Genomic DNA, 23705 nt, shown 5'->3' with positions numbered 1-23705 from the left:
TCGCCGAAACGGCAATGGCCAGTGGATCGCGCTATGGTATCCTTTTGCTACAACTTTGCCGTATTTTCCGCCCTCGCATCACCGCACTCTCCTCTCATGTCGACTGACTATCTAAAGCGCATCCTGACGTCCAAGGTTTATGACGTGGCCGTCGAGACCCCTCTTGATTTCGCCCCCCAGGTTTCCGCCCGTATCCATAACAACGTCTACCTCAAGCGCGAAGACACGCAGGCCGTCTTCAGCTTCAAGTTGCGGGGCGCCTACAACAAGATGGCAAACTTGAGCCCGACCGAGCTCAAGCGCGGCGTGATCGCGGCCTCGGCCGGCAATCATGCGCAAGGCGTCGCCATGTCGGCGCGTCGGCTGGGATGCCGGGCCGTCATCGTCATGCCGATCACGACACCGCAGGTCAAGATCGACGCCGTGCGCGGCTTTGGCGGCGAGGTCGTGCTGGCCGGGGAAAGCTTCTCCGACGCCTACGAGCATGCCAAGGAGCTGGAGAAGAAAGAAAAGCTCACTTTCGTCCATCCGTTCGACGACCCCGACGTCATTGCCGGGCAGGGCACGATAGGCATGGAGATCCTGCGCCAGCATCCTGGTCCCATCGACGCCATCTTCGTGGCGATCGGCGGCGGCGGGCTGATCGGGGGCGTGTCCGCCTATGTCAAGCAGCTGCGGCCCGACATCAAGGTGATCGGGGTGCAAACCTTCGATTCCGACGCCATGGCGCGCAGCGTGAAAGCGGGGCGCCGGGTTACGTTGAACGACGTGGGCCTGTTCTCGGACGGCACGGCGGTCAAGCAAGTGGGACTCGAGACCTTCAAGCTCGCGCGCGAGTTCGTCGATGACTATGTGCATGTGGACACCGACGCCATCTGCGCGGCCATCAAGGATGTCTTCCAGGACACGCGCAGCGTGCTGGAACCCGCGGGGGCGCTGGCGCTGGCGGGCGCCAAGCGCTATGCGGCGGCGAACAAATGGAAGGACAAGAACCTGGTCGTGATCGCTTGCGGCGCGAACATGAATTTCGACAGGCTGCGTTTCGTGGCTGAACGCGCCGACGTCGGCGAGGCGCGCGAAGCGCTGTTCGCCCTGACGCTGCCCGAGAAGCGGGGAAGCTTTCTGAAGCTGTGCGAGGCGGTGGGGAATCGCAGTGTCACCGAGTTCAACTATCGCATTTCAGATGCGGATCAAGCTCACGTCTACGTCGGCCTGCAAATCAGTTCAGAGGCCGAAATCGAGAAGCTGGCCGCGAACTTCCGCAAGAAGGGCTTCCCCACGCTGGACCTGACCAGCAATGAAATGGCCAAGACCCACTTGCGCTACATGGTGGGCGGGCGCTCGGCGCTGGCCGACCATGAAATGCTCTTCCGTTTCGAGTTTCCCGAGCGCCCCGGCGCGTTGATGAAGTTCCTGGGCGCAATGAGCCCGGACTGGAACATCAGCCTCTTCCACTACCGGAACCAAGGCGATGACTACGGCCGGATCCTGGTCGGCATACAAGTGCCGCCCGCGGACAAGAAGGCCTTCAAGGACTTCCTCGACGGCTTGGGCTATCCATACTGGAATGAAAGCGATAACCCCGCGTACCGGCTCTTCCTCTAGCAAAAACGGCGCGCCGTTCTCCTACCGGCCCCGCCTGGGGCTGGAGATGGAAATGGTGGTGGCCGACGCGCAGTCCGGCGCCAGCCTGCCCGTACGAAGCTATTTTGAAGCGCTTGCCGCGGTGAAGCGGCGCAAGGGCGTCGAATGCGAGCCTTATTATCTCGACGGGCGTTGCGTGGGGCTGAGCACGTCCCGTGCGGATTGCGGCCTGGACAATGGCTTCAATCTGCTGGAAACCGCATTGGCGCCGATAGAGGGCGGGAAGGGCGGCCTCTATCGGCTGGCCGATGCGGCAAATGCCGAACTGGCGGATACGCTGAGCGCCTTGCAGGCGGACGGGGCATGCGTGTTGAGTGCGTCGCAGCACCCCACCTGCGGCCGCGACGCCGAATGGTATCGGCGGGTCTGCGTGTCCAGGCCGATCTATCGTGAACTGCGCGAGTATCGTGGCTGGCATCATTGGGAAGGCATAGACGCCAAGGCACAGAATGGCGCCAATACGTCGGTTCCGGTCCGGGATGCGATTCGCGCATTGAACGTGGCGGTCGCGCTGGCGCCGGCCGGCATCGCCCTGTTTGCCAACAGCCCCATCGAATCGGGGCGGATCTCGGGCTACAAGGAGAACCGCATGAGGCTGTGGCCGCGCGTGTTCGCTCCGGCCCGCTTTCCCGGCGACCTGTACCTGAGCCGGTATCCGGCCCGCCCTTTTCGCGATCTTGCCGACTTCTTCCGCTGGATGTTCGGCCCCGGCACGGTCACACGCGGCCTGCCGCTGGAGCTTTCCGACGACTACAAGGCGGCGCCGACCGCTTTGCCGGAAGGCGACCCCTGCCTGCAGGACTTCCTGCGTGCCGCGCGCTGGCCCGCCCGGCGCATGGACAATGGGCAAGGAGTGGATCTCGTTCCGCACGCGCAGCACTTCGAGTATTCGCAGATCGGCCAGTTTCTCGATGCCAGGCTGCGCTACAAGCTGCACGCGCCGCCTTCCCTGGAGGACATCTTGCGGGCCTGGGAACAGGATGGTGGCTTGGAAGCGCTGTTCGAGCAATGCGGCGCCGACGCTTACATCGAGGCGCGCGGGCCGGGCGCCGCCTTTGCAGACGCGGATTTGCTGGAAGAGGCGGGGGACGAGGCGGCACGCAGCGTGATCGTTGCGCCGTCGGCCATGCAGGCCGGTTTGCTGGGCAACCTGGACGAGGCCTGCCGGCTGCTGCGGGACCGGACGTGGGAAGGCCTGGGCGCACTGCGCGAACCGGCGATGCGATTCGGCCTGGCGCATGAAGGAGTCAGGAGCTTGTGCGCAGAGGTCCTGGCCATCGCATGGGACGGATTGGACGCCGGCGATCGGCGCTGGCTGGCTTATCCCGAGTTCGTGCTGGCTACCGGCCGAAGCGCCGCGGATCGCATGCTGGATACCTGGGTATCCGCCGCCGGCGAACCGGAAGCGCGGATGCGAGCGGTATTGAGCAGGCACGCGGCGCTGCATCCCGACGTCTTTGAGGGTCAGACCCGATACCGGGTCTGACCCTGGGCAAAAAGCGGCGGAGCCAGACCCCGTACGGGGTCTGACCCCATGACATCGCCGCGGTCCGCGGGGTCAGGCCCCGCATGGGGTCTGCCCCCTGGATACCGGCTTCAAGGCGCTTTTTCGTAGACCTCATCGGCCGCCAGCAGGATATCGACGGGCGGATCAAAACCGATGATGCGGGCGGTGCCCAGGTTCAGCGCGATCTTGGGCGGATCCACCCACAACTGGCTCAGTTGCCGGGGCTTGGCGCCATTGAAGATCCGGGCGATGGTTTCGGCGTGGAACAATCCTACGTAGGAGACGTCCGCCTGGGCCAGGCTGAGCAATATGCCTTGCTCGACTTCCTGCGACCCCGCCATGGAGAAGCTGGGGATCTTCGCCTTTTCCAGTAGGTGCGCCAAGTCTTTGATCGAGGTGCTGGTGATGCCTCGATGCAGGGTGACGTAGGCGGCGTCGACCTTGCTCGACAGCTGGCGATAGCAGTTCAGCGCGTTTTCGGTGGCGGCTTCGGTGGCGATGCTGTTCGACTGCGCATGGCAATGTTCGACCGAGAAGCCGAGTTCTTCCGCCACTTGCTCCACGGCGGCGACAGCGGCGTAGCTGCGGCCGGCATCGCTGTCTTCGTAGACGATGCCCAGCTTCTTGAAGGGCACGATCTCGTGGAAGAGGCGAACCTGGCGCTGGTAGCGGTCAGGCTCGATCCGGGCATGCAGGTTGTCGCGGCCGCTGTCGGCGGCGCTGTCGGAGATCTTGGCCGCGATGGGATCGCTGGCCGAGCCCACGATGGTCGGTATGGGAGGTCCGAGCGCCCGCATGTCCTGGCCGGCCCAGGTGCCCATCGCAATGATGAGATCGATGTCTTTCTTCTGGTCGAGGCGATGCATGATGGCCTCGCGCATGGGCGCTCGCTTGTCGGCATCGAAATCGCCGGGCTGCCACCAGGCGTCCTCGACGAATTCGAGCTGGCTGCTTCGCGCGTTCCGGCTTAGCCAGGACCACAGTTCGCGGCCCGTCATGCCGGTGGGAATGTCTTCGCTGAGCCCGAGCCATCCCAGGCGCTGCAGCCCCCCGACGATGGCGCCGAGCGTGCGCGGGTACTCGCTGTATTCGCCGCTTTCGACGTAGCCCAGGCGCCAGCGGGTGCCGTCGGGCTTGCTGGTCGGCGAGGTCATGAATACCTGGGGCGGCGCGGCGGACGTGCCGTCGGCTGCCTGGGCTTGCGGCACGCCGGACAGACCCAGGGCGAGGAGCGCGGCGGCGAAGTAGCGTGAAATCATGAAAGGGCTCTTTTGGCTGCGATGACCGTGATGTCGTCCGATTGATCGGTGTCGTGCGCGAACTCGCGCACGTGCCGGATCAGCGCGTCGGTGGTGGCCTGGGCGTTGGCCGGCGCCCGGTGTGCAAGAAACTCGAACAGCCGGTGTTCGCCGTACAGTTCACCGGCCGGATTGAGCGCTTCGGTGACGCCGTCGGTATAGCCTACCACCGTTTCACCAGGTTCCAGCACGGCGGTGAAGCGCCGGTAGGGCAGGCCGTCCTGGACGCCGCAGGCAGGGCCGCTGCGCCCTTCCAGCATGCGTAGCTCACCGTTGCCTTGCAGAACGCACAAGGGTGGATGGCCCGCATTGGCCCAGGCCAGTTCGCCCGATTCGAGGTCTATCACCGCGAGAATCAGAGTGACGAACATGAGGTTCGGGTTGTTTTCGGACAGGCGATTGTTCACGCGTTCCATCAGCTGCGCGGGGTCGGTTTCGTCTTCGGCACAAGCCCGGACGAGCGTGCGCGTGACGGCCATGAACAGGGCGGCCGGCACGCCCTTGTCGGAGACGTCGCCAATGACGAGGCAGAGCTTGCCGTTGTTGAGCAGGAAGTAGTCGTAAAGATCGCCGCCCACTTCCTTGGCCGGCAGCATGGTGGCATAGAGGTCGACCTTGTCCAGGATGGCTCGGTCGAGCGGAACGGGAAGCAGCCCCATCTGGATGTCGTGGGCGATGCTCAATTCGCTTTGCAGGCGTTCGCGGCTCGAAGTCTCCTGCACGAGGCTGGCGATTTTTTCGCGCAGTTGTTCATCCATGAAGATGAAGGTGGAGGCCAGTCTTCCGACCTCATCCGGTTGCCTACGTGGAAGCTGGGCGATGTGATCGGGGATGTCGGCGGCCGCGCTCAAGTCCTGTTCGGGCAGCTTGCGGGCGAAATCGCTGAGCTGTTGCAGCGGCCGCGTGATGCGCGCCGACATGGCCCATGCCACGAGCAGTGAAATGGCCAGCACGCCCAGGAAGATCGTGCCCAGCCGGAATCGCAGGACGGTGGCGGGGCGCGTCAGGTCGTCGGTGGGAACCGCCGCCACGATGGTCCAGCCCAAAGGCTTGAAACGGGCGGCGCTGACTTCCCAGTCGCCTTTTTCCGACGGGCTGTCGAAGGTGAAGGTGGCGATGTCTCCGCTGGCGGGAACCTTGAGCAGCATGTCGCGCAGCGTCGACCCGCTTTCCGGTTCGCGTTCGTCGAGCAGGCCGGCATGCTCCGCCGGCAAGGGGGAGACGAGTTCGCCGTTGTCCTGAACGATGAAGGCGAAGCCCGAGTCGGCCAGGCGCAATGTTTCCAGTGCTTCGCTGACCGCATTCTCCATTTCGGCGCGGCGAAGGTCGAACTGTTCGGAGACCTCGCGCGCGTTGTCGGTGATGGCGAAGATCCAGTCCCACGGTTCGAAATAGGAAAAATAGGCGTAGCGCAGTTCTCCTTTGCCGTCGTTGGCGCTGGAGGGCCAGCGGTAGATGGCGAAGCTTTGCCCGGTCGTGCGTGCTTCCTGGTAGGCCGAGGCGGCGAGGTCGTGGCCCTTGAAGTCTTTGAGGGCGGACAGGTTCATGCCCAGGAGCTCGCGCTTGCCGCTTGCGATGGTAATGAGGTCGTGATTGAAAATGAAGGCGTAGCGGTCTTTGTCGAGGGCCAGGCCGTTGATCCATTGCTTGGCCAGGTCCTCGGCTTCGGTCGTGGTGATCTGCCTGCGCTCGACCTGTTCGGCAAACATGTCGAGCACGGAACGCACAGTGGTGCCCAATTGAACCAGGTGGCTTCTGCCGTTGCGCACGGTGATGATCTTGTCATTGAGCAGCGCGCCCCATCGCGCCTCGCTATCGCGCACCAGCAGATTGAGTACGTTGCGCACGGCTTGTTCTTCGCTGGCGACCACGGTGCGCGTGACATTGCGCTGGGTGACCAGGAGCACCGCGACGGCGACCATCAACAAGGTGAGGCCGACAAGCAGAAATATTTTGCTGCGCAGCGAGGCAAGTCGCATAAAGGGCACCGGCTCGGTATTCATTTGCATGGGATTGTAAATTACTATTGCATATCTGCGCTGGCCTTTCCGGCACGCGGCAACGTTCGGCGACGGCTTTGCGCGCGCCGTGCGCCTTTCTCCGCACTGATTCCAGGCACATGACGATGACCGCTCTTTCCGGATCCGCAACCGCAGCCCGCAAACGCCGGCCGCTGCGCGATATCCTTCTCGCATGCATGGTGGTGCTGCTGCTGGCGCAGGGCTTGATCGGCGCGCTCAGCCTGTCCGCGCTGAAGCATCTTGCCGCGGACAATACGGCGGAGCGCGTCGAGCTGCTCGCGCGCCGGACTTCTGCGCAGATTCAGATGGGCATGAGCCTGGGCAAGCCGTTGGCGCAATTCTTCGGGCTGAGCGCCTTGCTGGACGAACTCCGGCAAGAGGTTCCCGATTTCCGCGCAGCGGCCGTGGTGCTGGCCGATGGCACCTTGCTGGATTCGGTTGGCGACCCCGCCGGGTTTCAGGACATGCTGGGTGCATGGTCCGTGCCGGCGGCGCAGTCTGCCGGGATGTCCCGGACGGCATCGGGCGCGGTTCACAAGACAGTCGCCGGAGACGTCGTGGTCGCGGTGCCCCTCAGGCTGGCGGATGCGAGCGTGGGCGGTGCCGTGGTGCTGCAGGTTGCGCCCCGGGACATGCGCCAGGCAGGCCTGATGCTGGAGAATGCCCGGGTGCTGGTGGGCATCACATTGGCCGCTGCGCTGTTGCTCGCCCTGATATTCCGGTATGCGATGCCCCTGCATGAGCTGGCGTCCGCCAGCCGCGCAAGAATGGTGTTTCCGCTGTTGATCCTGCTGCTTGCGCAGGGCGTGTACGCGGCCTACACCGTCAATACCTTCCGCAGTGTCTGGATGGACGTTACACAGGACAACACCCGGATCGTCGGCCGCGGGCTGCAGCAGGACTTGAATCGGGTCCTGGGCTATGGCGTTGCCCCCGGCTCCCTGCGCGGCGTGGAGCAGCCCATGGCGCGGCTTGCGGCATCGTTCCCGGTGATTTCCGAACTGCGCTTGCTATCCCGGGAAGGGACGGTATTGAACCGGGCCGATGCCCATGGGCGCCTGCCCGTCGAAGAGCCCTTGCCGGAAGGGCAGCGCCTGGTATTTCCGCTGAGCGCCGATGGGCAGGGGCCGGCGTCGGCCACGCTCGAGGTCTTCCTGGACGAAGACCGGATTTCAGATGGCGTCAGGGCGCGCATTCTCGATGCGGCGACAGTCGTCGCGGTTGCCATGGTGGCGGCGATCGAGCTGCTGCTCTTGCTTGCATTGATGATGGATCGCGCCTTCGCGGTGCCGGCGCGTAGAACGTCCGGTGATCCGCTTGGGCTGGATGACCAGAGCAAAGTGGGCGCCCTGGTGCGCCCGGTCATGTTCGGCTTCCTGTTCGCCATGGCGCTGCCGCTCAGTTTCCTGCCCATTTATGCGCGCTCCCTGCTGTCATCGGCGGACCCGGGACAGGAAGCCGCGCTGCTCATGGCGCTGCCCATCGCGGTTGAAATGGGCTGCGGACTATTGACGGCGTTGCTGGCAGGCCGGCTCGCCGACCGGCGCGGCTGGCAATGGCCGGTGCTGTCCGGACTGGCGGTATCGGTGGCGGGGAACCTGGCTTGCGCGCTTGCCGGTTCGCTGGCGGAACTCACGCTGGCGCGTGCGCTGGTGGGCCTGGGCTATGGGCTCACATGGATGGGGCTGCAGGGCTTCATCGTCATACGCAGCCCGGCCGCTTACCGAGGCAGGAACATGGCGACGGTCATCGCGGGATTGTTCGCAGGCCATTTGTCCGGCGCGGCGGTGGGCGCGATGCTGGCTCAGCAGGTCGGGCCCAGCGCGGTATTCTCCGTAGGGGCCTTCCTGCTTGCCCTGCCGGCGCTGGGTGTTTTCACCCTGATGTGGCCGTACCGGCATATCGCCGGGCAGAAGGCCGCTAGCGTCGCGGCCGGCCCCATCATCCGTTCATGGTCGTCCGTGGCTCGCCTTCTGGCGACCCGCGATTTCGGGATGCTGCTCATAGGCAGCATCGTTCCGTTCTCGATTGCGCAGGTGGGTCTGCTGACCTACGCGCTGCCGCTGTACATGGAAGCCCAGGGCGGCACCGCCGCCAGTGTCGGCCGCGTCTTGATGCTTTATGGGTTCTGCGTGATCTATATCGGCCCGTGGATGGGGCGGCTCGCGGATCGCAGCGCCAACAAGAAGCATTGGATCGCGCTGGGAGGGCTGGTGGGCAGCGTGGGGTTGTTGTCGCTGTACTTCGCCACCGGCGTCTACGCGGCGGCCGTGGCGGTGGTGCTGCTTGCCCTGGCCAGCTGCCTGGCGGGTGGAGCCCAGACCGCCTACATGCTGTCGCTGAATGATGTTCAGCAATATGGCCCGGGCGGCGCCACCAGCGTGATGCGCGCCGCCGACAAGTTCGGCCAGATGCTGGGGCCGCTCGCCGTGGGAGGCCTGTTTGCCTCCATGGGCATCTCAGGCGGGCTGGCGGTAACCGGGGCGTTCTATCTGTTGGCCACGTTGGCATTTTTCCTGGTCGCGCCAGGGGTCAGACCCGATAGGGTCTGACCCCGATCCTGATTCTCTCTTGCCGGGGTCAGACCCCGCATGGGGTCTGCCCCCTCAGTATCCGGGGCACGCGCGCCGTCAGGCCGACGCACAGATGTGCGGAGATGGTGCCGGCCCATCCGGCAACGGATTCTATGTCGGGCCCCCCGGGCCCCCAAAGCGACACGACATCGCCCGGCACTGCTTCGGGATGCCCGCTCAGGTCCACCGTAAGGGTGTCCATCGACACCCTGCCGACGATGGCGGCCATGCGGCCATGGATGCCGACCACGCACGGGCCCTGTACGCCGCGCGGATATCCATCTGCATAGCCGCAGCGGACCAGACCGATGCGCATGTCCCGTTCCGCCCGGAAGATGCCGTTGTAGCCCACGCCCTGCCCGCCGCAAAGCTTTTGTGTCGCATAGATGGGGGCTTGAAAGGTCATGGCGGGACGCAGTCCGAGCGACCGGCCGGTGCGTCCATGCAAAGGGCTGATGCCATAAAGGGCAATACCACAGCGCACCCAGTCGGTTGCGCGCGCCGACATGTGGTCCGACAATACCGCGGCGGAGTTCTCCGTGCATAACGGGCCAGGCATGGCGGAAATCAGTTCGTGAAACGCCAGGCGCTCTTTCCGCAGTTGCTCGGGGTTTTCGGCGCTGGCGTAATGCTGCAGGTGGCCCAGGCCCGCAAGCCGGCCTGCCTGAAGCTCGGCATGGAGCACATGGTACGTCTTCCGGTAGTCATCGGCCTGCAAGCCGGCATGATTCAGCTCGCCGCAATGGCGTAGCCAGACATATGGCGCATGGAGTGGCTGCAGGCGAGAGAGATCGGCAAGCTGGTCCGGCTGGTCGACGATCAGGTGCAGGGAATGCAGGGCGGGATCTTCCAGCGCTGAAAGGTCGCTGCCCGCGCCCATTGCCAGTATCGGCCCATTCCAACCCAGGCGCCGGCTGCGCAGCGCATCATCGAGCGTCAGCACGCCCAGCCCGTCGGCCTCGCTCAGGCCCGCCAGCGCGTGCTCCAGAGTATGACCATACGCATCGGCCTTGGCCACGGCCCAGATGCGGGGGGCGGCCTGCGGGCCGGGTGGGTCAAGCAAGCGGCGTAGTTGCCTCAGATTGTGCACGATGGCTTGTGGGTCGATCAACGCGGCGCCGTAACGATATTCGGTCATGCTGCCAGGTCCGCTCACGAGTCCAGCTTTGCGACCATGCGCAGATGATTGCGTCCATTTTCCCGGTGGTACTGGATGTCTTGCAGATAGTGGCGCATCAGCCGCAGTCCGTGGCCGCCGATGTCGGCGTCCTCCAGGGAAGCGGCCAAGGGCGGCGCCTCTTGCCGCGTCGGGTCGAAGGCGGTTCCATTGTCGATGATATCCACCAGCAGATCGGCGCCCCGCTGCGCCAGCACGATCCGTACCTCGGCGTCGTTGGCGCTTTTTGCACGGCCCTGAAAGCCATAGAGCACCACATTGGTGAGCGCCTCGTCCAGGCACAGGCCGAGCTGGAAACCCAGGCGAGGCGGCCATTGCAGTCGTTCGGCGAGCGTTTCGAGCCAGCCCAGCGCCTGCGTGACGGTGTCTGGCCCGGGGACGAGTGATAGGGAGCCTATCGTTTGCATGGCAAAGCCTTCAGGGAATCAATGATCAAAATGTAATCGAAGGTAAGAATTTTCGCCACGTTTTCCGCTTGCCACCTTGTCGGCCATGTGCCGAAGCAGGACTTGAGAAACATTGCTCAGGGCCTGGTCCAACGCCGCTTCGAAAGCCTGGTCGTCGATGTCGAGCAGGGACGGCGCCCCGGCCGCAGGCTTGGCTTGCAGGACGAGCGCAGGCCCGCTGTAAAGGAGTTCGATGTCCAGGTTGAATTCATCGAAACTGCCGTGGACTTCATGGATCCGGCGTTCCGGGCTGGTCTGTATGGCCTCGGCGGCTTCAAGTGCGGCGAGGGCGGCACGGCGCACCGCATCGCGCCGTGCGTTCCATGCCGCGCCTTGGGCTTCGATGAAGGTCACGATGTCCTGCGCCGCTTCAGCCCTGGTCTTTTGCGCATCCAGGACAAGCCGGGCCCGTTGCGCCGTGCCCAGGCGAAACAGGAGATTGAGCAGAATGGCGGTCAGGCCGGCCACGATGATGCCGTTTTCCGCCAGGAACCGGAACGATTCGGGCGCCAGGTTCGCAAGGCTCGGAAGAAACATCACGCCCGTTCCTGCGATGAAAGACAGGCCCACCATGAATATGCCGCGCGAATCCATGGCGCGGGAGGCAATGAGCTCTATGCCGGACACGATGAGGTAGGCGGCGGCGTAGACCTCGACGGCTCCGATTACCGCGGTGGGCGTCAGGGTGAGCGCGAGCGACACTTGCGGAAGAAACGCGGTAAGTGCGAGCAATAGCCCTGCTGCCAGCCCGATCCAGCGGGAAGTCGAGCGGCTGATGTGGGTCAGGGCGATGTTCGCGGACGACGTCGCGCTGGGGTAGGCGCCGAGCCAGGACGCCAGCAGATTGCCCAGTCCGTTGGCGCGTATGCCGCCGCCCACCATGTTCATGTCGGCGCGGCGCCAGTCGGCGTCATTCATCTTGTGCAGCAGCACCACGCAGCCAAAGGTGTCAAGCTGGGTCATCAGCGCCAGCAAGGCGACGGCGATCAATACGCCCGGGTCGACATTGAACGCCGGGGCGGGCAGGCGGGGCAGGCCGAACACCGGTGTGTGGGCGAGCTGCTCCACGCCTTCGAGTTCCCCTAGCAGGGCGGCCAGTATGACGCCGGCGATCAGGCCGGCCAGCAGGGCGAACAGTTTCACGCGCTGGCTTCCCCAGATCGACAGCCCCATGATGATGCCGAGCGTAACGAGACCGATGATGACATCGTAGACATTCATGGCGCCCGCGCTGTTCATGTCGCTCATGTGGGTCAAGGCGGGCGCGACCAGGGAGATACCCGCCACGCAAACGACGATGCCCGCCACGGATGGCGGCAGCACTGCCCTGAGGCGTGGCACGATATAACCGGCCCCGAGCGCGACTGCGCCATTCACGATGCCGACGAGCACCAGCCCTCCGAGGCCGAATTCCGCCGCGACGGTGCCCGATATGACAACCAGCAGCGGATCCGGAATGTTCACCAGCAGCGTGCCCGAGCCGAAACGGCCGCCCCATGATTGCAGAAAGGTCGAGATCGCCATGCCGAGTATGGTGGCAGTGACCATGCTGCGCGTGGCTTCGGAGTCCAGGCCGCCGATTTTTGCGGACGCCAGTACATAGGCGATGAGCGCGAGCGCGGTGGCGACGTGCTGCAAGGCCAGGCCGGCCAGTGGCACGGCGGGCGGGAGCTCGTTGGATGCATAGAGGAGGTCGTGCGGCCGCTTGAATGGCGGAGTGGGCGGCAGGGTGAATCGAGAGAGCAAGGGCATGTTGGGACCTTGTGGTTCGTGATCAGCGAATGACACGTCGTTTATTATATGAATTGGTAACTAAATGATAAACGCTGCGAGGCAGGCGGTCAGCTTGGATTACACCCGAAAACACGCGCGGTGCATATCCAGGGAAAGTCTAGGGACAGTGCCCAATGGCACTATCCTAAGCGATTCGGGGTCAGGCCCCGTACGGGGTCTGACCCCATCACACGGCTTTCAGCGTCAACCGACCCAGAACATGATGATTCCGGATCTTCTTACACTGCGGCGCCTGGACGGCCGCCTCTCGCTCGCCGAGGGAACGACGGTGCCGGGCAAGGGGCAAGCCCGGGCCTGGACCCTGGCCTTTGTCGATGACGCCCGTATCGAACAGGCTTGCTTCGAGCTGCTATCGGCCGATGAGCGCGAGCGGGCCGGGCGATTCGCGGCGGCGAACGCCTACCGTCATTTCGTGCAGACGCGGGCGGCGCTGCGACTGCTGCTGGGGCAATGCCTGGACCGCGCTCCGGAAGCGCTGGCATTCGACTACGGCGCCTATGGCAAACCCGTCCTGAAGGAAGGCGGCCGCCTGCATTTCAACATCGCGCACTCCGGTGGCTACGCGATGCTGGCCTTGGCGGACGGCGTCGACGTCGGAGCGGATATCGAACAATGCCGGCTTACGTCGGATATGGATGCGCTGGCGGCGTTGGTGTTTTCAGCTTGCGAGCACGAGGCATGGCTGTCGCTTGCGCCGCAAGCCCGCATGCGGGCGTTTTTCGAGTCATGGACGGCCAAGGAAGCCGTCGTCAAGGCGGTGGGCCGCGGCTTGGGCCTGAGCTTGCCGGAAGTCGAGCTTGGCACCGCCATGGAGGGAGCGCCGGACGACGGGTTCAGGATGAAAGCCGCCGGTCTGGGAGAGTGCCGGGTGTTCCGTGTGCAGGCGCCGGAAGGGTATGCGGCGTCGCTTGCTTTATGGGGCCAAGGTAGCACCATGGGGTCGGACCCCGTACGGGGTCTGACCCCTTAGCCTCCCGCGACTCAGGGCTTGGGGTCAGACCCCGTACGGGGTCTGACCCCTGCAATCGCCGCGGCCACTTCGCGCGCGCTGTCTCCCGCCAGCATCGTGACATGATCGCCGGCCACATATCGCAATTCGACAGGCAGCGCGCTGAATGCCCGCCAGCCCATATCGGGAATGGCCAGTTGCCGGTTTTCCATGTCGCCCAGGTCGGCATCGCGCGGCGCGTCGGCGCGAACCAAGGCCAGGGCGATGTCGGGATGCGCATGGACGGGCGGCCGATAGCTCAGATAGGCTTCGTACTGCGCGAGACTCGTCCGATGCGCGCGTGCCAGCCAATCCGCGTCGGCGGCCGGCGGCAGCAAGGCCGCGTCGTGCAGGCGGGCGGCGGCAAAGGCATAGCGGTCGGCTGGCGCCAAGGGCAGCAGATCGTCCCGGGACAACACGGGCTGCACCCCTTGAAACCTGGCGCGAACTTCGGCCATCCGGGCCAGCCACTGGGCGTGTGCATGGTCGGGGTCGGGCGCCAGAATGGATACCCGTTCCAGCGGCGCCGGCGTGTCGATGAGGACCACGCGCTCGGGCGGTGTGCCGGCGGATGCAAGCTGGCGCGCCATTTCGAAAGCGACGAGGCCGCCGAACGAATAGCCGCCCAGCCAGCGTGGCTGCGGCATGCCTCGCTCCGCCAGCGCCCGGAGATTGCAGGCAGCCATGTCTTCGATGCTGCGCAGCGGCTCCTGGCCCTGCTCGAGGCCGGGCGCTTGTATGGCCCAGAAGGGAATCGAGGCCGGCATGGCGCGCGCCAGTTCCAGGAAGACGCTGACATCGCCCGCAACGGGATGGACGCAGACGAAAGGCGGCAGGGATGGATCAGTGGAGCGGCCGTCGTTGGACCGGTTCATGGGCACGATGGGGGTCCAGCTTTGGCCGGACGCCAGGGCTTGGGCCAGTGCCGCAACGCAGCGGTGCTCCAGCAACAGGGAGATGGGCACGCGCCGCTCCAGGCTTTCTTCCAGCCGCAGCGCCAATTGGGTGAGTCCCAGCGAATTCAGGCCCAATTGCCAGAAATCGGTATCCAGTGTGGCGCTCGGGCCGGACGCCATGGCCGGCGCGTTGTCCAGTATGCCGGCGACGGCATCGGCGATGCAGGCTTCGAGCGTGCTGCGTGGCCGGGTGGCAAAGTGCAGCGGCAAAACGGGCGAGTTGCGTTCGCCGCCATGGGCGGGGCGCTCGTCCGGCCGTGGAAGCCGTTCCAGCGGGCTATCGGCATGTTCCGGCAGGGCGACGAGCAGTTCCGCAATCGACGCCAGCAAGGCCTCTCCGTCTTCCAGCTGCCGTCCGTCGTCGGGCTGAACCACCGACAGGGCAATGGACTCGCCCGGAATCGCAATAAAGGTCAGGTCGTATGCCGTCTTCAGCCGCGAGTGGATGGACTCGACGGTCAGCGCTTCGGCACCGCTCCAGGCGCTCGTGCCGGACGCCAGGTTCTCAACGAGGACGAGTGTATCGAAGAGGGCGCCGGCCTGCCCTTGCTTGCCCGCGATGGCTGCGACCTCGGCGGGCGCGAGATGCGCATGCTGCTGCAACTGCCCCAGCAGCGCCTGGACGTCGGCCAACAGTCGGGCGGGCGTGGCGTCCTGCGGCACACGCACGCGCACAGGGAGGTTGTTGATGAACATGCCGACGATGTTTTCCACGCCGGGTATGCTGGCGGGCCGGCCTGAAACCGTGGTGCCGAAGACCACGTCCTGTGCGCCCAGGCGGGCCGAGAGCCAGACTGCCCAGGCGAAATGCATGACCGAGGCCAGGGTCAGGCCTCGGCGCCGTGCAAAGGCGAGCAGCGCGCGGCTGGCTTCTTTGTCGAGCGTGCGGCGCTGCGTGGTGAACCCGCGCGCCACGGCAGTGGGCGGCATGAACAAAGCGCGGCGTTCGGGCAGTTCGCGCAGCATCTCGGCAAAGAAGCGGCGCCCGTCCGTCTGGTCGCTGCGTTGCAGCCAGGCGATGTAGTCGCGATAAGGGATCGGTGCGTCGAAAACGGGTGCGCGACGATTGAGATGGCTTTCATAGGCGGCACGGACCTCGCGTTCGAGCTTGCCAAGGCACCAGCCGTCGATGAGCAGGTGGTGAAAGCTGGAAACCAGATAGACGTCGTCGGGCGCAACCTGGATCAGCGTCATCCGTACCAGCGGCGCCCGCTCGAGTTCGAACCCGCGAGCCTGGTCGACCGCCAGGAACATCTGCAGCCGGTCCGCATCGAAGCGTGGCCAGGTTTCGGTCGACAAGGGCAGGGGGACGTCGCGATGCACCACCTGCATGGGACGGGACAGGCCGCGCCAATGGAAAGCGGTGCGCAGTACGTCGTGCCGCTCGAACACCGTCGCCCAGGCGTGCCGGAAAGCCTCGTGGTCCAGAGGGCCACGGATACGCATGCAGCTTTGCTCGAAATTGACGCCCGATCCGGAGGCGGCCAGCGTATGGACGAGCATGGCTTCCTGCATCGGCGAAAGCGGATAGACGTCCTGCACGTCTTCGGCCGAGGCCAGCAGGGCCGCGAGCTCATCGCCGGGCAGGTCCACCAAGGGAAAGTCGCTTGCCGTATAGAGCGGGCGGTTTTCCCGGTCGGCGAATGCCGCGATCTCTTCCAGCGCATGGGCGATGCGTTCGAGCAGGGCCGCCGGTCCGCCGGGCGGTTCGTCGCCGGTCCAGGCCAGCTTGAGTCCCCTGTCGGACAACTGCGCCAGCAAGGCGCTCTTGACGGATGGACCGAATCCGGGGGCGGTATGCATCCGTATGGCCTGTGCCGGGCTCGGCGCGGGCCAGGCAAGGCCAAGGGCGGAAGCGGGCAGGTCGAACGTCTGTCCCAGCGTGCGGTAGACGGGCGCCGTGGCGGCGACCGCCTGGCGCGCGGACTTGACGGCCTGCAGTCTTTCGGCCGGCGTTCCGGCGCCGGGGGCGACCAGAATGGGCAGCACGCCGTCCATCTTGCCGATGAGCCGCGCCGTATCCGGTGCATCCAGCGGCAGCCGGCGTTCGGTGTCGATGGCTTCGATAAGCAGCGCGCCGCGGGCATCGGAGGACTGGACGGCGGACACCAGCGCACTCGCCAGGACGTCCAGAGGCGCAACGGCCAGCCTGGCCGGTACGTGATGATAGAGCCGTGCGCCCAGGGTTGGGTCCAGCCACTGCTCGGCAACGATAGGCAGCGTGCCGGCGGTGGCGCCGCGCTGCACGGGCAGAGACGCACCGCGCATTCCGGCGGTTTCCAGGGCGGCCAGGCCGGGCCCGGCGGCCTGCAGGTCGGCGTGTGTTTCGAGCCAGCTCAGCCAGTCTGCATAAGTCGGCGCGTCATCCAGCGCCGGCAGGGCCGCGGCGCCGTTCGTCAGTGTCGTATGCAATTCGGTCAGCAGGAGCGCCGCGCCGGCGTAATCCGCAACGCCCGGATGCAGGGCCACGACGATCACCGGCGGCATGGCGGGCCCTCGGTCGACCAGCGTGGTGGCCAGGGTGACGCCGTGGCGGGTGTCCAGCCCGCGTCCGATGCGGGCGGCATGTTCGTCGATCCAGGCATCCAGTTTGGCATCGGGGAGGTCGGGTGCTTCGACCATGCGGATAGGCAGGCGGCCGACGTAGGCCGCGATCTCGATGTGCTTGGCCTGCCCGTCATGGACCCAGCGCAGACGCAGTGCATCGTGCCGGTCTGCCAGCCGGTGCACCGCCAGGGCAAGCTCCACCGCGCTGATCTGGTCCTCGAGGACGAGGCTGGCTATCAGGAAGGCCGACGACTTTTCCGGGTTGTCCGCCTCGGGCAGCAATTCCGCCGGGAAGACGCGGTCGGCGCTGCGCCGCTGCCGGGGCCGCAACGCGCCGGCCAGCTCGGCAAGGCGCTCGATGGTTTGCAACTGGAAGACGTCGGAAGGCGTAATCGGCAAGCCTGACTTGCTGGCGCGCGCGGCCATGCGTATTGCCAGGATGGAGTCCCCGCCGATGTGAAAGAAATTCTCGGTGACGCCGATGGCGTCCAGGCCAAGGAGTTCCTTCCAGAGCGCATGCAAGCTGGATTCCTCTTCGCTGCGAGGCTCAATGAGCAGCCCGGACCGGTCGTAATGGTGGTCTTCGACCGGCGGCAGTGCCTTGCGATCCACCTTGCCGTTCAGGTTCAGTTTCAGCGCGGGCGCCGTGACGTATGCATGCGGCAGCATATGCGGCGGGAGCCGGCTTTGCAGGAACTGGCGCAGCTCGGTCGGGCTGGGACCGGGCATCCGGTCGGGCACGACATAGGCGATGATCTGTCTTTCCGCCTTGTCTTGCCGAGGCGCCGCGACATACACCGTGCGCAGGTCCGGATGGCGGCCCAGCGCTGCCGCGATCTCGTTGAGTTCGATGCGGAATCCGCGCACCTTGACCTGGTCATCGGAGCGGCCGGCGAACAACAGTGCGCCATCGGGCCGCCAGCGGCCGAAGTCGCCCGTGCGATACATGAGGCGGCCTTCGTTCAGGAAGGGATCGGGCAAGAAAGAGGATGCCGTGCGCTGAGGGTCGCCGACGTAGCCTTGGGCGATGCCGTCGCCGCCGACGACGATTTCGCCGTTGACGCCCACCGGAAGAGGCTTGCCGCGCCGGTCCAGGACGTAAGCAGTGCTGTTGGCGATGGGCGGCCCGATGGGAATGATGGCATCTCGGGGGCCGAGATCATCGGCGTCGAAGCAAGTGCTGAACGTCGTATTTTCAGTGGGGCCGTAGGCATGCAGCAGCTTAAGGCCCGAGCCGGCGCAGGCGTCGCGCACGGCGCGGACCAGGTCGGCGCTGGTGGTGTCGCCGCCCGTCATGACGGTGCGCGGGCCGGCGAAAACCGTCGGATCGATGGCGGCCATCTCGTGGAACAGCCCTGTGGTGATCCAGAAATAGCTGATTGCATGGTCGGTCAGCACGCGCCTGAGCAGGGCGATGTCCAGCATCGCGGCGCGCTCGATCACGACGGCCGTGCCGCCGTTGAGCAGCGGTCCCCAGGTCTCGACGGTCGATGCGTCGAAGGCGGGATTGGAATAGATCGCCGCCCGCGTTTCTGGGCCGAAGCGGGTGTAGTCGGTGTTGCGCACCAGCCGGATGATGGCGCGATGCGGCACGGCGACGCCTTTGGGCTCGCCGGTGGACCCCGAGGTGAACATGATGTAGGCGGTGGCGTCCGGCGTTGCCGGGTGCGCCGGCAGTTCCGGCAGGCCGGCGGCATCGGCCTCGAGCGTGGAGGCGTCGAGGACCTGTGTTTCGCCATAGTTGCCGTCGTCGCCGGCGGCGAGTATCACCGCGCGGGCACCGATGGATTTTGCCAGCCGCTGCCGATGCGCATGGGGGTGGGCGGGATCCAGCGGAACATAGACGGCGCCGGTGCGCAGTATGGCCAGCACGAGCATCAGAAAGCGGGTGGACGGCGAAAGCACCAGCACGACGGGGTCGCCGGGGCCGATGCCGGCGCGGACGAGCGCGGTCGCCAGGCGCGCCGACGCCGCACGCAGCTGGGCATAGCTGCTGTGTTCTTCGCCCTCTTCGATGGCGGGCCGGTCGGCGTATTGCAGGGCGATCTCGTCGAACAGCTGCATGACGGATTTCTCTGCGGGATAGGGCCGCGCGGTGGCGTTGAAGCGCTGGATGAGTGCGCAGCCTTCGGCTTCGCCGATGAGGGGCAGGTCGGCAACGCATTCGTCGGGAGCAAGCGCGACCGCCTGGGCCAGCGTGCCGAACCACGAAAGCAGGTTCTCGACGGTGGAGCGATCGAAAAGGGCCGGTTCGTAGCGGCACCAGAGTTCAAGGTGCTCGTCGGTCTGGCGGTAGACGAAGGAAAGATCGGATTTCGCCGCTTGTTCGGTCTGATCGTCCAGCACCCGGAAGCAAGCGCCGTCCCGGGCCGCCAGCGGAGCGGTGTCCGACTCCAGGCTTCCGAACAGGACCTGCATGAGCGGCATGGCGCCTGAACGGCGCTCTATGTCTATGGATTGAACGATGCGCTGGAACGGCACGTCGCGATGGCGCAGGGCCTCGCGGAAAGCCGAGCGCACGCCGTCCAGCAACGCATCGTAGCGGGTGTCCGCGGTACACGGCACCCGCAAGGGAAGGGTGTCGACCAGAAGTCCCACCAACCCCGCGAGCTCGGGCCGTGTGCGTTTGGAGACCGGTACGGTGACGAGAAGGTCTTCGAGCCCGCTCCAGCGATGCAGCACCGCAAAGAAAACGGAAAGAAAGGCGATGAACGGTGTGGCGCCGCGTTGCCTCGCGGCTTCGGCGAGGGCCGTGCCGACGGCTGCGGGCAAGACGAGCCGTACACTGGCTCCGGCGCCGTGCGCGGTCTGCGCGCTGCGTGGACGGTCCAGCGGGAGTTCGAGGGGAGAAGGCGCATCATGCAGCTGTTCGCGCCAGTAGCCCAGGGCATCGGCGAGCGCGGGCGAGTCGGGCGCGCCGAACTGCTCTTGCTCCCAATCGGCGTAGTCCGGATATTGCAGCGGCAATTCCATCCATTCGGGATTCGAGCCGGCCCGGGCCGCATCGTAGGCCTGGACCAGATCGGCAAGAAAGACGGGCAGCGAAGAGCCATCGGCGACGGCATGATGAAACACGACAGCCAGGGCGAAAGCGCATTCGGCCGTTTCGGCGTGGTCGGGCCTGTACAAGCGGGCCCGCAGCACGGGTCCGTGCTCCAGATCGAAGGGGCAAGCGGCCAGCGCCGACATGGCGGCGCCGAGTTCGTCTCGCCAGGCCTGGGGCGTCGCGGCGGGCAGCGTCGCCGTGTCGAGCGCGATGTGCACGTCGTCGCGCACCGCCTGGCAGGGGGTGTCGTCGATGAGGGGAAAGCTGGCACGCAAGCTGTCATGTCTTTGGATGACGGCCTGGAACGCGGCGCGCAGGGCGTCTTCGTGGACGGGGCCGCTGATTTCGACCAGGAAAGGCACGGCATAGTCGGACTTGCCCGGCTGCAGCAGGTCCAGATAACGCAGCTGGCGTTGCGCGAAGGATGCCGCAGCGATGTACCCGCTGCTCATGAGCGGGTGTCCGTCGCCGCCGCCAGGTCGATGCGCGCGCGTTGCCGCTTCGGTATGGCGGGCGCCGCATGCGCGGCCTGGCGCTCGAGCAGCCGTTCCGCCAGGTCAGACAGGCGGGGCGTTTCAAAGAGGTCGATGAGATCGATGGATGCCTTGAGTTCACGCCGCAGACGCGACACCACCTGCATGGCGTCCAGGGAGCGTCCGCCGATGGCGAAGAAGTCATCATGGCGGCCCACGCTGGATCGAGAGAGCACCGACTGCCACACCTGGGCGATGAGCGATTCGGTTTCGCCTTGCGGTGCGGCCACGGCGGTTTCGGCCAGGCGTGGAGCGGGCAGTTGCCGGCGGTCCAGCTTGCCGGTGGGCGTGCGGGGCAGGCGATCGTGCAGCACGATGTCTTGCGGCACCATGTATGCGGGCAGGCCGCCCCGGGCGTGAGCCAGCAGCGCATCGCGGCTATCAAGCCCATGTCCGGCCACATGGGACACCAGCATGGCGTGCCGCCCGGATTGGTGGACGATGGTTGCGACTTCCGACACGCCGGCGAAACCACGCAGGCAGGCATTGATCTCATCGAGCTCGATGCGGTAGCCGCTCACCTTCACTTGATCGTCGGCGCGGCCCTGGAAGCGCAGTTTTCCGTCGAAACCCAGGGCGACCTGATCGCCGCTGCGGTAGACGGTCTGATAAGCGGGGTCGTCTTGGAAGGGGTTGGCGACGAAGCGCTCGGCGGTCAGTTCGGGCCGTCCGGCATAGCCCTTGGCGATGGCGGGACCCGCGATGAGCAGCTCGCCGATCGTGCCGGGCGGGCAGATCCTGCCGCGGCGGTCCGCGACGTAAGTGCGCATTCCGGGTATGGGGCGACCGATGGCGACTGGACCGGTGTCTCCTGGCCGGCAGAGTTCGTAAGTGGCCCAGACCGTGGTTTCGGTGGGCCCGTATTCATTGCAGAATCGCGTGTCCGGCAACACGGCGTAGTGCTGCTCGACCAGTTCGCGTGGGCAGGCTTCGCCGCCCACGATGGCGAGTTCCAGGCCGGCCAGTTTGTCCGGGTGGCTGCAGGACAGCATGAGCGCCCATTGCGATGGGATCATGATGGTCTGGGTGACGCTTTCCCTGGCCACGAGAGCGGAGAGGCGGTCTGGATCGTTGGCCTCGTCCGGCAGGGGCAGCACCAGCTTGCCACCCACGGACAGTGCACCGAATATGCATGTGACGGAGCCGTCGAAGATCAGCGGGAAGGTAAGCAGTTGGCTGCGGTTGGGCAGGCCCGGATGCGCCTGCTTGCGGGCGTCCACGTGATAGGAAAGATTGCCATGCGTGATCGAAACGCCCTTGGGGCGACCGGTAGAGCCCGACGTGAAAAGGACATAGGCTTCATCGGAGCTCGCCGGCCACGGGTGTTCGGCATGCGCAGGAAGCGGCTCCGCAAGGGCTGCCGGCATGAGGTCCCGCAGCGCGATCCCCGCTTTGCCGGCAATGGATCCGGGCTCGGCGGTGGCCATGGCGGTCAGGCCGGCTTCGGCGATCATGAAGGCCTTGCGGTCTTCGGGCGCATTGAGGTCGATGGGGACGTAGGCGGCCCCGCTCAGCATGATGCCGAGCATGGCCGCGATGGCAAGCGGGCTGCGCTCGATGTGCAGCCCCACGCGCGCGCCCGGCCGGACGCCGCCTGCCTGTAATCTGCGCGCGATGGCGCCGGCCAACGCCAGCAGTTGGCCATAGGTGAGACGCTCTTCGCCATGGACCACGGCCGGCGCATCGGGATGAGCGGCGGCAAGGCCGGCGATGGTGGCAATGACGGAAGGGCGCGCTGCGGGAACTTGGGCGGCCGGCGCCGCATGCAGCAATGACGACGTTACGGCGGGCGGCAGCGCATCGATCTGCGTGACGGGAGTGTGTATTGCATCCGGCATGAGCGCCAGGGTGTGCGCCAGCATCTCCAGGCGCAGGGCCGCTTCTTCGGCGCTCACGTACCGCCGGTCGGCCATCAGCTGCAGGCTAAGGCCGCCATCGGCCTGCCGTTCCACCATCAGGTTGAGCGGCATGTCCGGAAGCGTGGTGTCGCCATTGTCCGTCATGGACAGCCCGCTGCCTTGCAGCGCGGCGGCTTCGTCCAGCGGATAGTTCTGAAAGCCCACGAGACTGTCGAAGGGGACGCTGTCGGTCGGCAGCGAAAGCAGCAGGCGCAAGTCGTCCATGCCCAGCGGGCCGGCGTCGCGCGCCAGGCTTGCCGCCGATTGCAAGGTGTGCATCCAGGTGCCGAGCGGAGTGGCATCGAGGCGGGCCAGGACGGGCTGGACCTGAATCTGAATGCCTACCAGCGCCGGGCCATTTCCCTGTTCAAGATGGGGAGGGCGGATGGTCTCCACCGATCCGAAGAGAACGGCGTCCTGGTTCGAAAGGCGGTCGGACACCAGGGCCCATGCCGCCTGCAGGACGGTGCTGACGGTGACCTGCGCGGCGCGCGCGAGCTCATGCAACCGGGCCGCGGGCCCGGCCTGCAGTTGGCGCACGCTGCTGTGGATGTCGGGACGGCGTGTGTCGTTCAGCGACAAGGGGCGTTGCATGGAAAGGTCGACGTCGGGCATGGCCGACAGGACCGAGCGCCAATGTTCTCGGGCCTGGTCCGGGCTGCGGGACGTTTCCCATTCGACATAGCTCCTGAACGCCGGGGCCGGCTTGAGGCCATGCGCTTGGCCGCTCGAAAGGGCTTTGTATTGTGTGAAGACTTCGTCGAGAAGAATGCCCAGGGACCAGCCGTCGACGGTCAGGTGGTGCCGGGTCCAGACGACGATATGCCGGGTGGGCGCGAGCCTGAGCAAGGCCAAGCGCATGAGCGGCGGCTTCTTGATGTCGAAAGGCGTGTCGCGGTCCCGGGCCAGAAATTCTTGAAGCGCCGCTTGCCAGTTGCCGGTATCCGTCCAGTCGGATTGCGTGATGGGCAATGCCGCTTGCCGATGCACGACCTGAAAAGGCTGATCCTTCAGGTCCCAGTGAAAGCCGCTGCGCAGCGCCGTGTGGCGATCAACGGCCCCTTGCCAGGCCCGGCAGAACGCCTCGGCGTCGAGTTCGCCCTCGAGCATGGCCCACCATTGGCCCATGTACAGCGGCTGGTCAGGGTAAGTGAGACAGCGCAGCAACAGCGCCTGCTGCATGCGGGTAAGGGGATAGGCGTCTTCGATGGGGCGCAGCGCGGAACTTGCGTTCGAGGAGGGAGAGGTCATAAGCATGCGCAACCGGCTTGGCGGTG

At 65.8% G+C, this 23705-nt stretch carries 11 protein-coding genes; 4 read left to right on the top strand and 7 right to left on the bottom strand.

Features of this window, described 5'->3' with window-relative positions; all coding sequences use genetic code 11:
- The first annotated feature begins 96 nt into the window (after positions 1-96).
- Together ilvA and ACSBPU_RS20770 are read left to right on the top strand one after the other, a co-directional pair.
- On the top strand, positions 97-1605 hold the full coding sequence (gene ilvA, locus ACSBPU_RS20775) for a threonine ammonia-lyase, biosynthetic (protein ID WP_180069101.1): 1509 nt from the start codon (positions 97-99) through the stop codon (positions 1603-1605).
- Entirely contained in the window at positions 1577-3130 is a 1554-nt protein-coding gene (locus ACSBPU_RS20770) for a glutamate-cysteine ligase family protein (protein WP_442598457.1), read from the top strand. Before ilvA ends, ACSBPU_RS20770 begins: the two co-directional genes overlap by 29 nt.
- Before the next feature lie 110 nt (positions 3131-3240).
- Here ACSBPU_RS20770 and ACSBPU_RS20765 read toward each other — a convergent pair whose 3' ends face one another.
- Both ACSBPU_RS20765 and ACSBPU_RS20760 read right to left on the bottom strand, forming a co-directional pair.
- Complete coding sequence (locus tag ACSBPU_RS20765) at positions 3241-4410, bottom strand: ABC transporter substrate-binding protein (RefSeq protein ID WP_442593827.1); 1170 nt, start codon at positions 4408-4410, stop codon at positions 3241-3243.
- Positions 4407-6428 carry a SpoIIE family protein phosphatase gene (locus tag ACSBPU_RS20760; RefSeq protein ID WP_442593825.1) on the bottom strand — a complete coding sequence of 674 codons (2022 nt, stop codon included), beginning with the start codon at positions 6426-6428 and terminating at the stop codon, positions 4407-4409. Before ACSBPU_RS20760 ends, ACSBPU_RS20765 begins: the two co-directional genes overlap by 4 nt.
- A 146-nt stretch (positions 6429-6574) precedes the next feature.
- Here ACSBPU_RS20760 and ACSBPU_RS20755 point away from each other — a divergent pair, with 146 nt between their 5' ends.
- Positions 6575-9022 carry an MFS transporter gene (locus ACSBPU_RS20755; RefSeq protein ID WP_442593823.1) on the top strand — a complete coding sequence of 816 codons (2448 nt, stop codon included), beginning with the start codon at positions 6575-6577 and terminating at the stop codon, positions 9020-9022.
- A 28-nt stretch (positions 9023-9050) separates the two neighbouring features.
- Here ACSBPU_RS20755 and alr read toward each other — a convergent pair whose 3' ends face one another.
- From alr to ACSBPU_RS20740, 3 genes are read right to left on the bottom strand one after another with little or no spacing between them, the layout of a single operon-like run.
- Positions 9051-10181 (bottom strand): alanine racemase, encoded by a 1131-nt coding sequence (gene alr / locus ACSBPU_RS20750; protein WP_442593821.1) that lies wholly within the window; start codon positions 10179-10181, stop codon positions 9051-9053.
- Positions 10182-10195: 14 nt separating this feature from the next.
- A complete protein-coding gene (locus ACSBPU_RS20745) occupies positions 10196-10627 on the bottom strand; it encodes an ATP-binding protein (protein WP_442593819.1) in 432 nt (143 codons plus the stop codon).
- 18 nt (positions 10628-10645) lie between these two features.
- Positions 10646-12418, bottom strand: coding sequence for a uracil-xanthine permease family protein (locus ACSBPU_RS20740; RefSeq protein WP_442593817.1), 1773 nt, complete (start codon positions 12416-12418; stop codon positions 10646-10648).
- A gap of 241 nt (positions 12419-12659) precedes the next feature.
- Between ACSBPU_RS20740 and ACSBPU_RS20735 the strand changes: the two genes are divergently transcribed.
- A complete protein-coding gene (locus ACSBPU_RS20735; protein WP_442593815.1) occupies positions 12660-13430 on the top strand; it encodes a 4'-phosphopantetheinyl transferase family protein in 771 nt (256 codons plus the stop codon).
- Positions 13431-13441: 11 nt separating this feature from the next.
- Here ACSBPU_RS20735 and ACSBPU_RS20730 read toward each other — a convergent pair whose 3' ends face one another.
- Together ACSBPU_RS20730 and ACSBPU_RS20725 are read right to left on the bottom strand one after the other, a co-directional pair.
- Positions 13442-20449 carry an amino acid adenylation domain-containing protein gene (locus ACSBPU_RS20730; RefSeq protein WP_442593813.1) on the bottom strand — a complete coding sequence of 2336 codons (7008 nt, stop codon included), beginning with the start codon at positions 20447-20449 and terminating at the stop codon, positions 13442-13444.
- On the bottom strand, positions 20446-23679 hold the full coding sequence (locus tag ACSBPU_RS20725; RefSeq protein WP_442593811.1) for a non-ribosomal peptide synthetase: 3234 nt from the start codon (positions 23677-23679) through the stop codon (positions 20446-20448). The genes ACSBPU_RS20730 and ACSBPU_RS20725 overlap by 4 nt, the downstream gene beginning before the upstream one ends.
- Positions 23680-23705 lie beyond the last annotated feature (26 nt).

It is taken from the genome of Parapusillimonas sp. JC17 (assembly GCF_052180245.1).
Taxonomy (GTDB): domain Bacteria; phylum Pseudomonadota; class Gammaproteobacteria; order Burkholderiales; family Burkholderiaceae_B; genus Parapusillimonas.
Note: the sequence above shows the minus strand (reverse complement) of the source record. Positions and strands in the feature narration are given on the sequence as shown.

Bases quoted from the DNA above. Each gene is read 5' to 3' on its own strand.
- ACSBPU_RS20755 (WP_442593823.1), top strand. From the start codon at position 6,575: ATGACCGCTCTTTCCGGATCCGCAACCGCAGCCCGCAAACGCCGGCCG.
- ACSBPU_RS20730 (WP_442593813.1), bottom strand. From the start codon at position 20,449: ATGAGCAGCGGGTACATCGCTGCGGCATCCTTCGCGCAACGCCAGCTG.
- ACSBPU_RS20760 (WP_442593825.1), bottom strand. From the start codon at position 6,428: ATGCGACTTGCCTCGCTGCGCAGCAAAATATTTCTGCTTGTCGGCCTC.
- ACSBPU_RS20745 (WP_442593819.1), bottom strand. From the start codon at position 10,627: ATGCAAACGATAGGCTCCCTATCACTCGTCCCCGGGCCAGACACCGTC.
- ACSBPU_RS20725 (WP_442593811.1), bottom strand. From the start codon at position 23,679: ATGACCTCTCCCTCCTCGAACGCAAGTTCCGCGCTGCGCCCCATCGAA.
- ACSBPU_RS20765 (WP_442593827.1), bottom strand. From the start codon at position 4,410: ATGATTTCACGCTACTTCGCCGCCGCGCTCCTCGCCCTGGGTCTGTCC.
- ACSBPU_RS20735 (WP_442593815.1), top strand. From the start codon at position 12,660: ATGATGATTCCGGATCTTCTTACACTGCGGCGCCTGGACGGCCGCCTC.
- ACSBPU_RS20740 (WP_442593817.1), bottom strand. From the start codon at position 12,418: ATGCCCTTGCTCTCTCGATTCACCCTGCCGCCCACTCCGCCATTCAAG.
- alr (WP_442593821.1), bottom strand. From the start codon at position 10,181: ATGACCGAATATCGTTACGGCGCCGCGTTGATCGACCCACAAGCCATC.
- ilvA (WP_180069101.1), top strand. From the start codon at position 97: ATGTCGACTGACTATCTAAAGCGCATCCTGACGTCCAAGGTTTATGAC.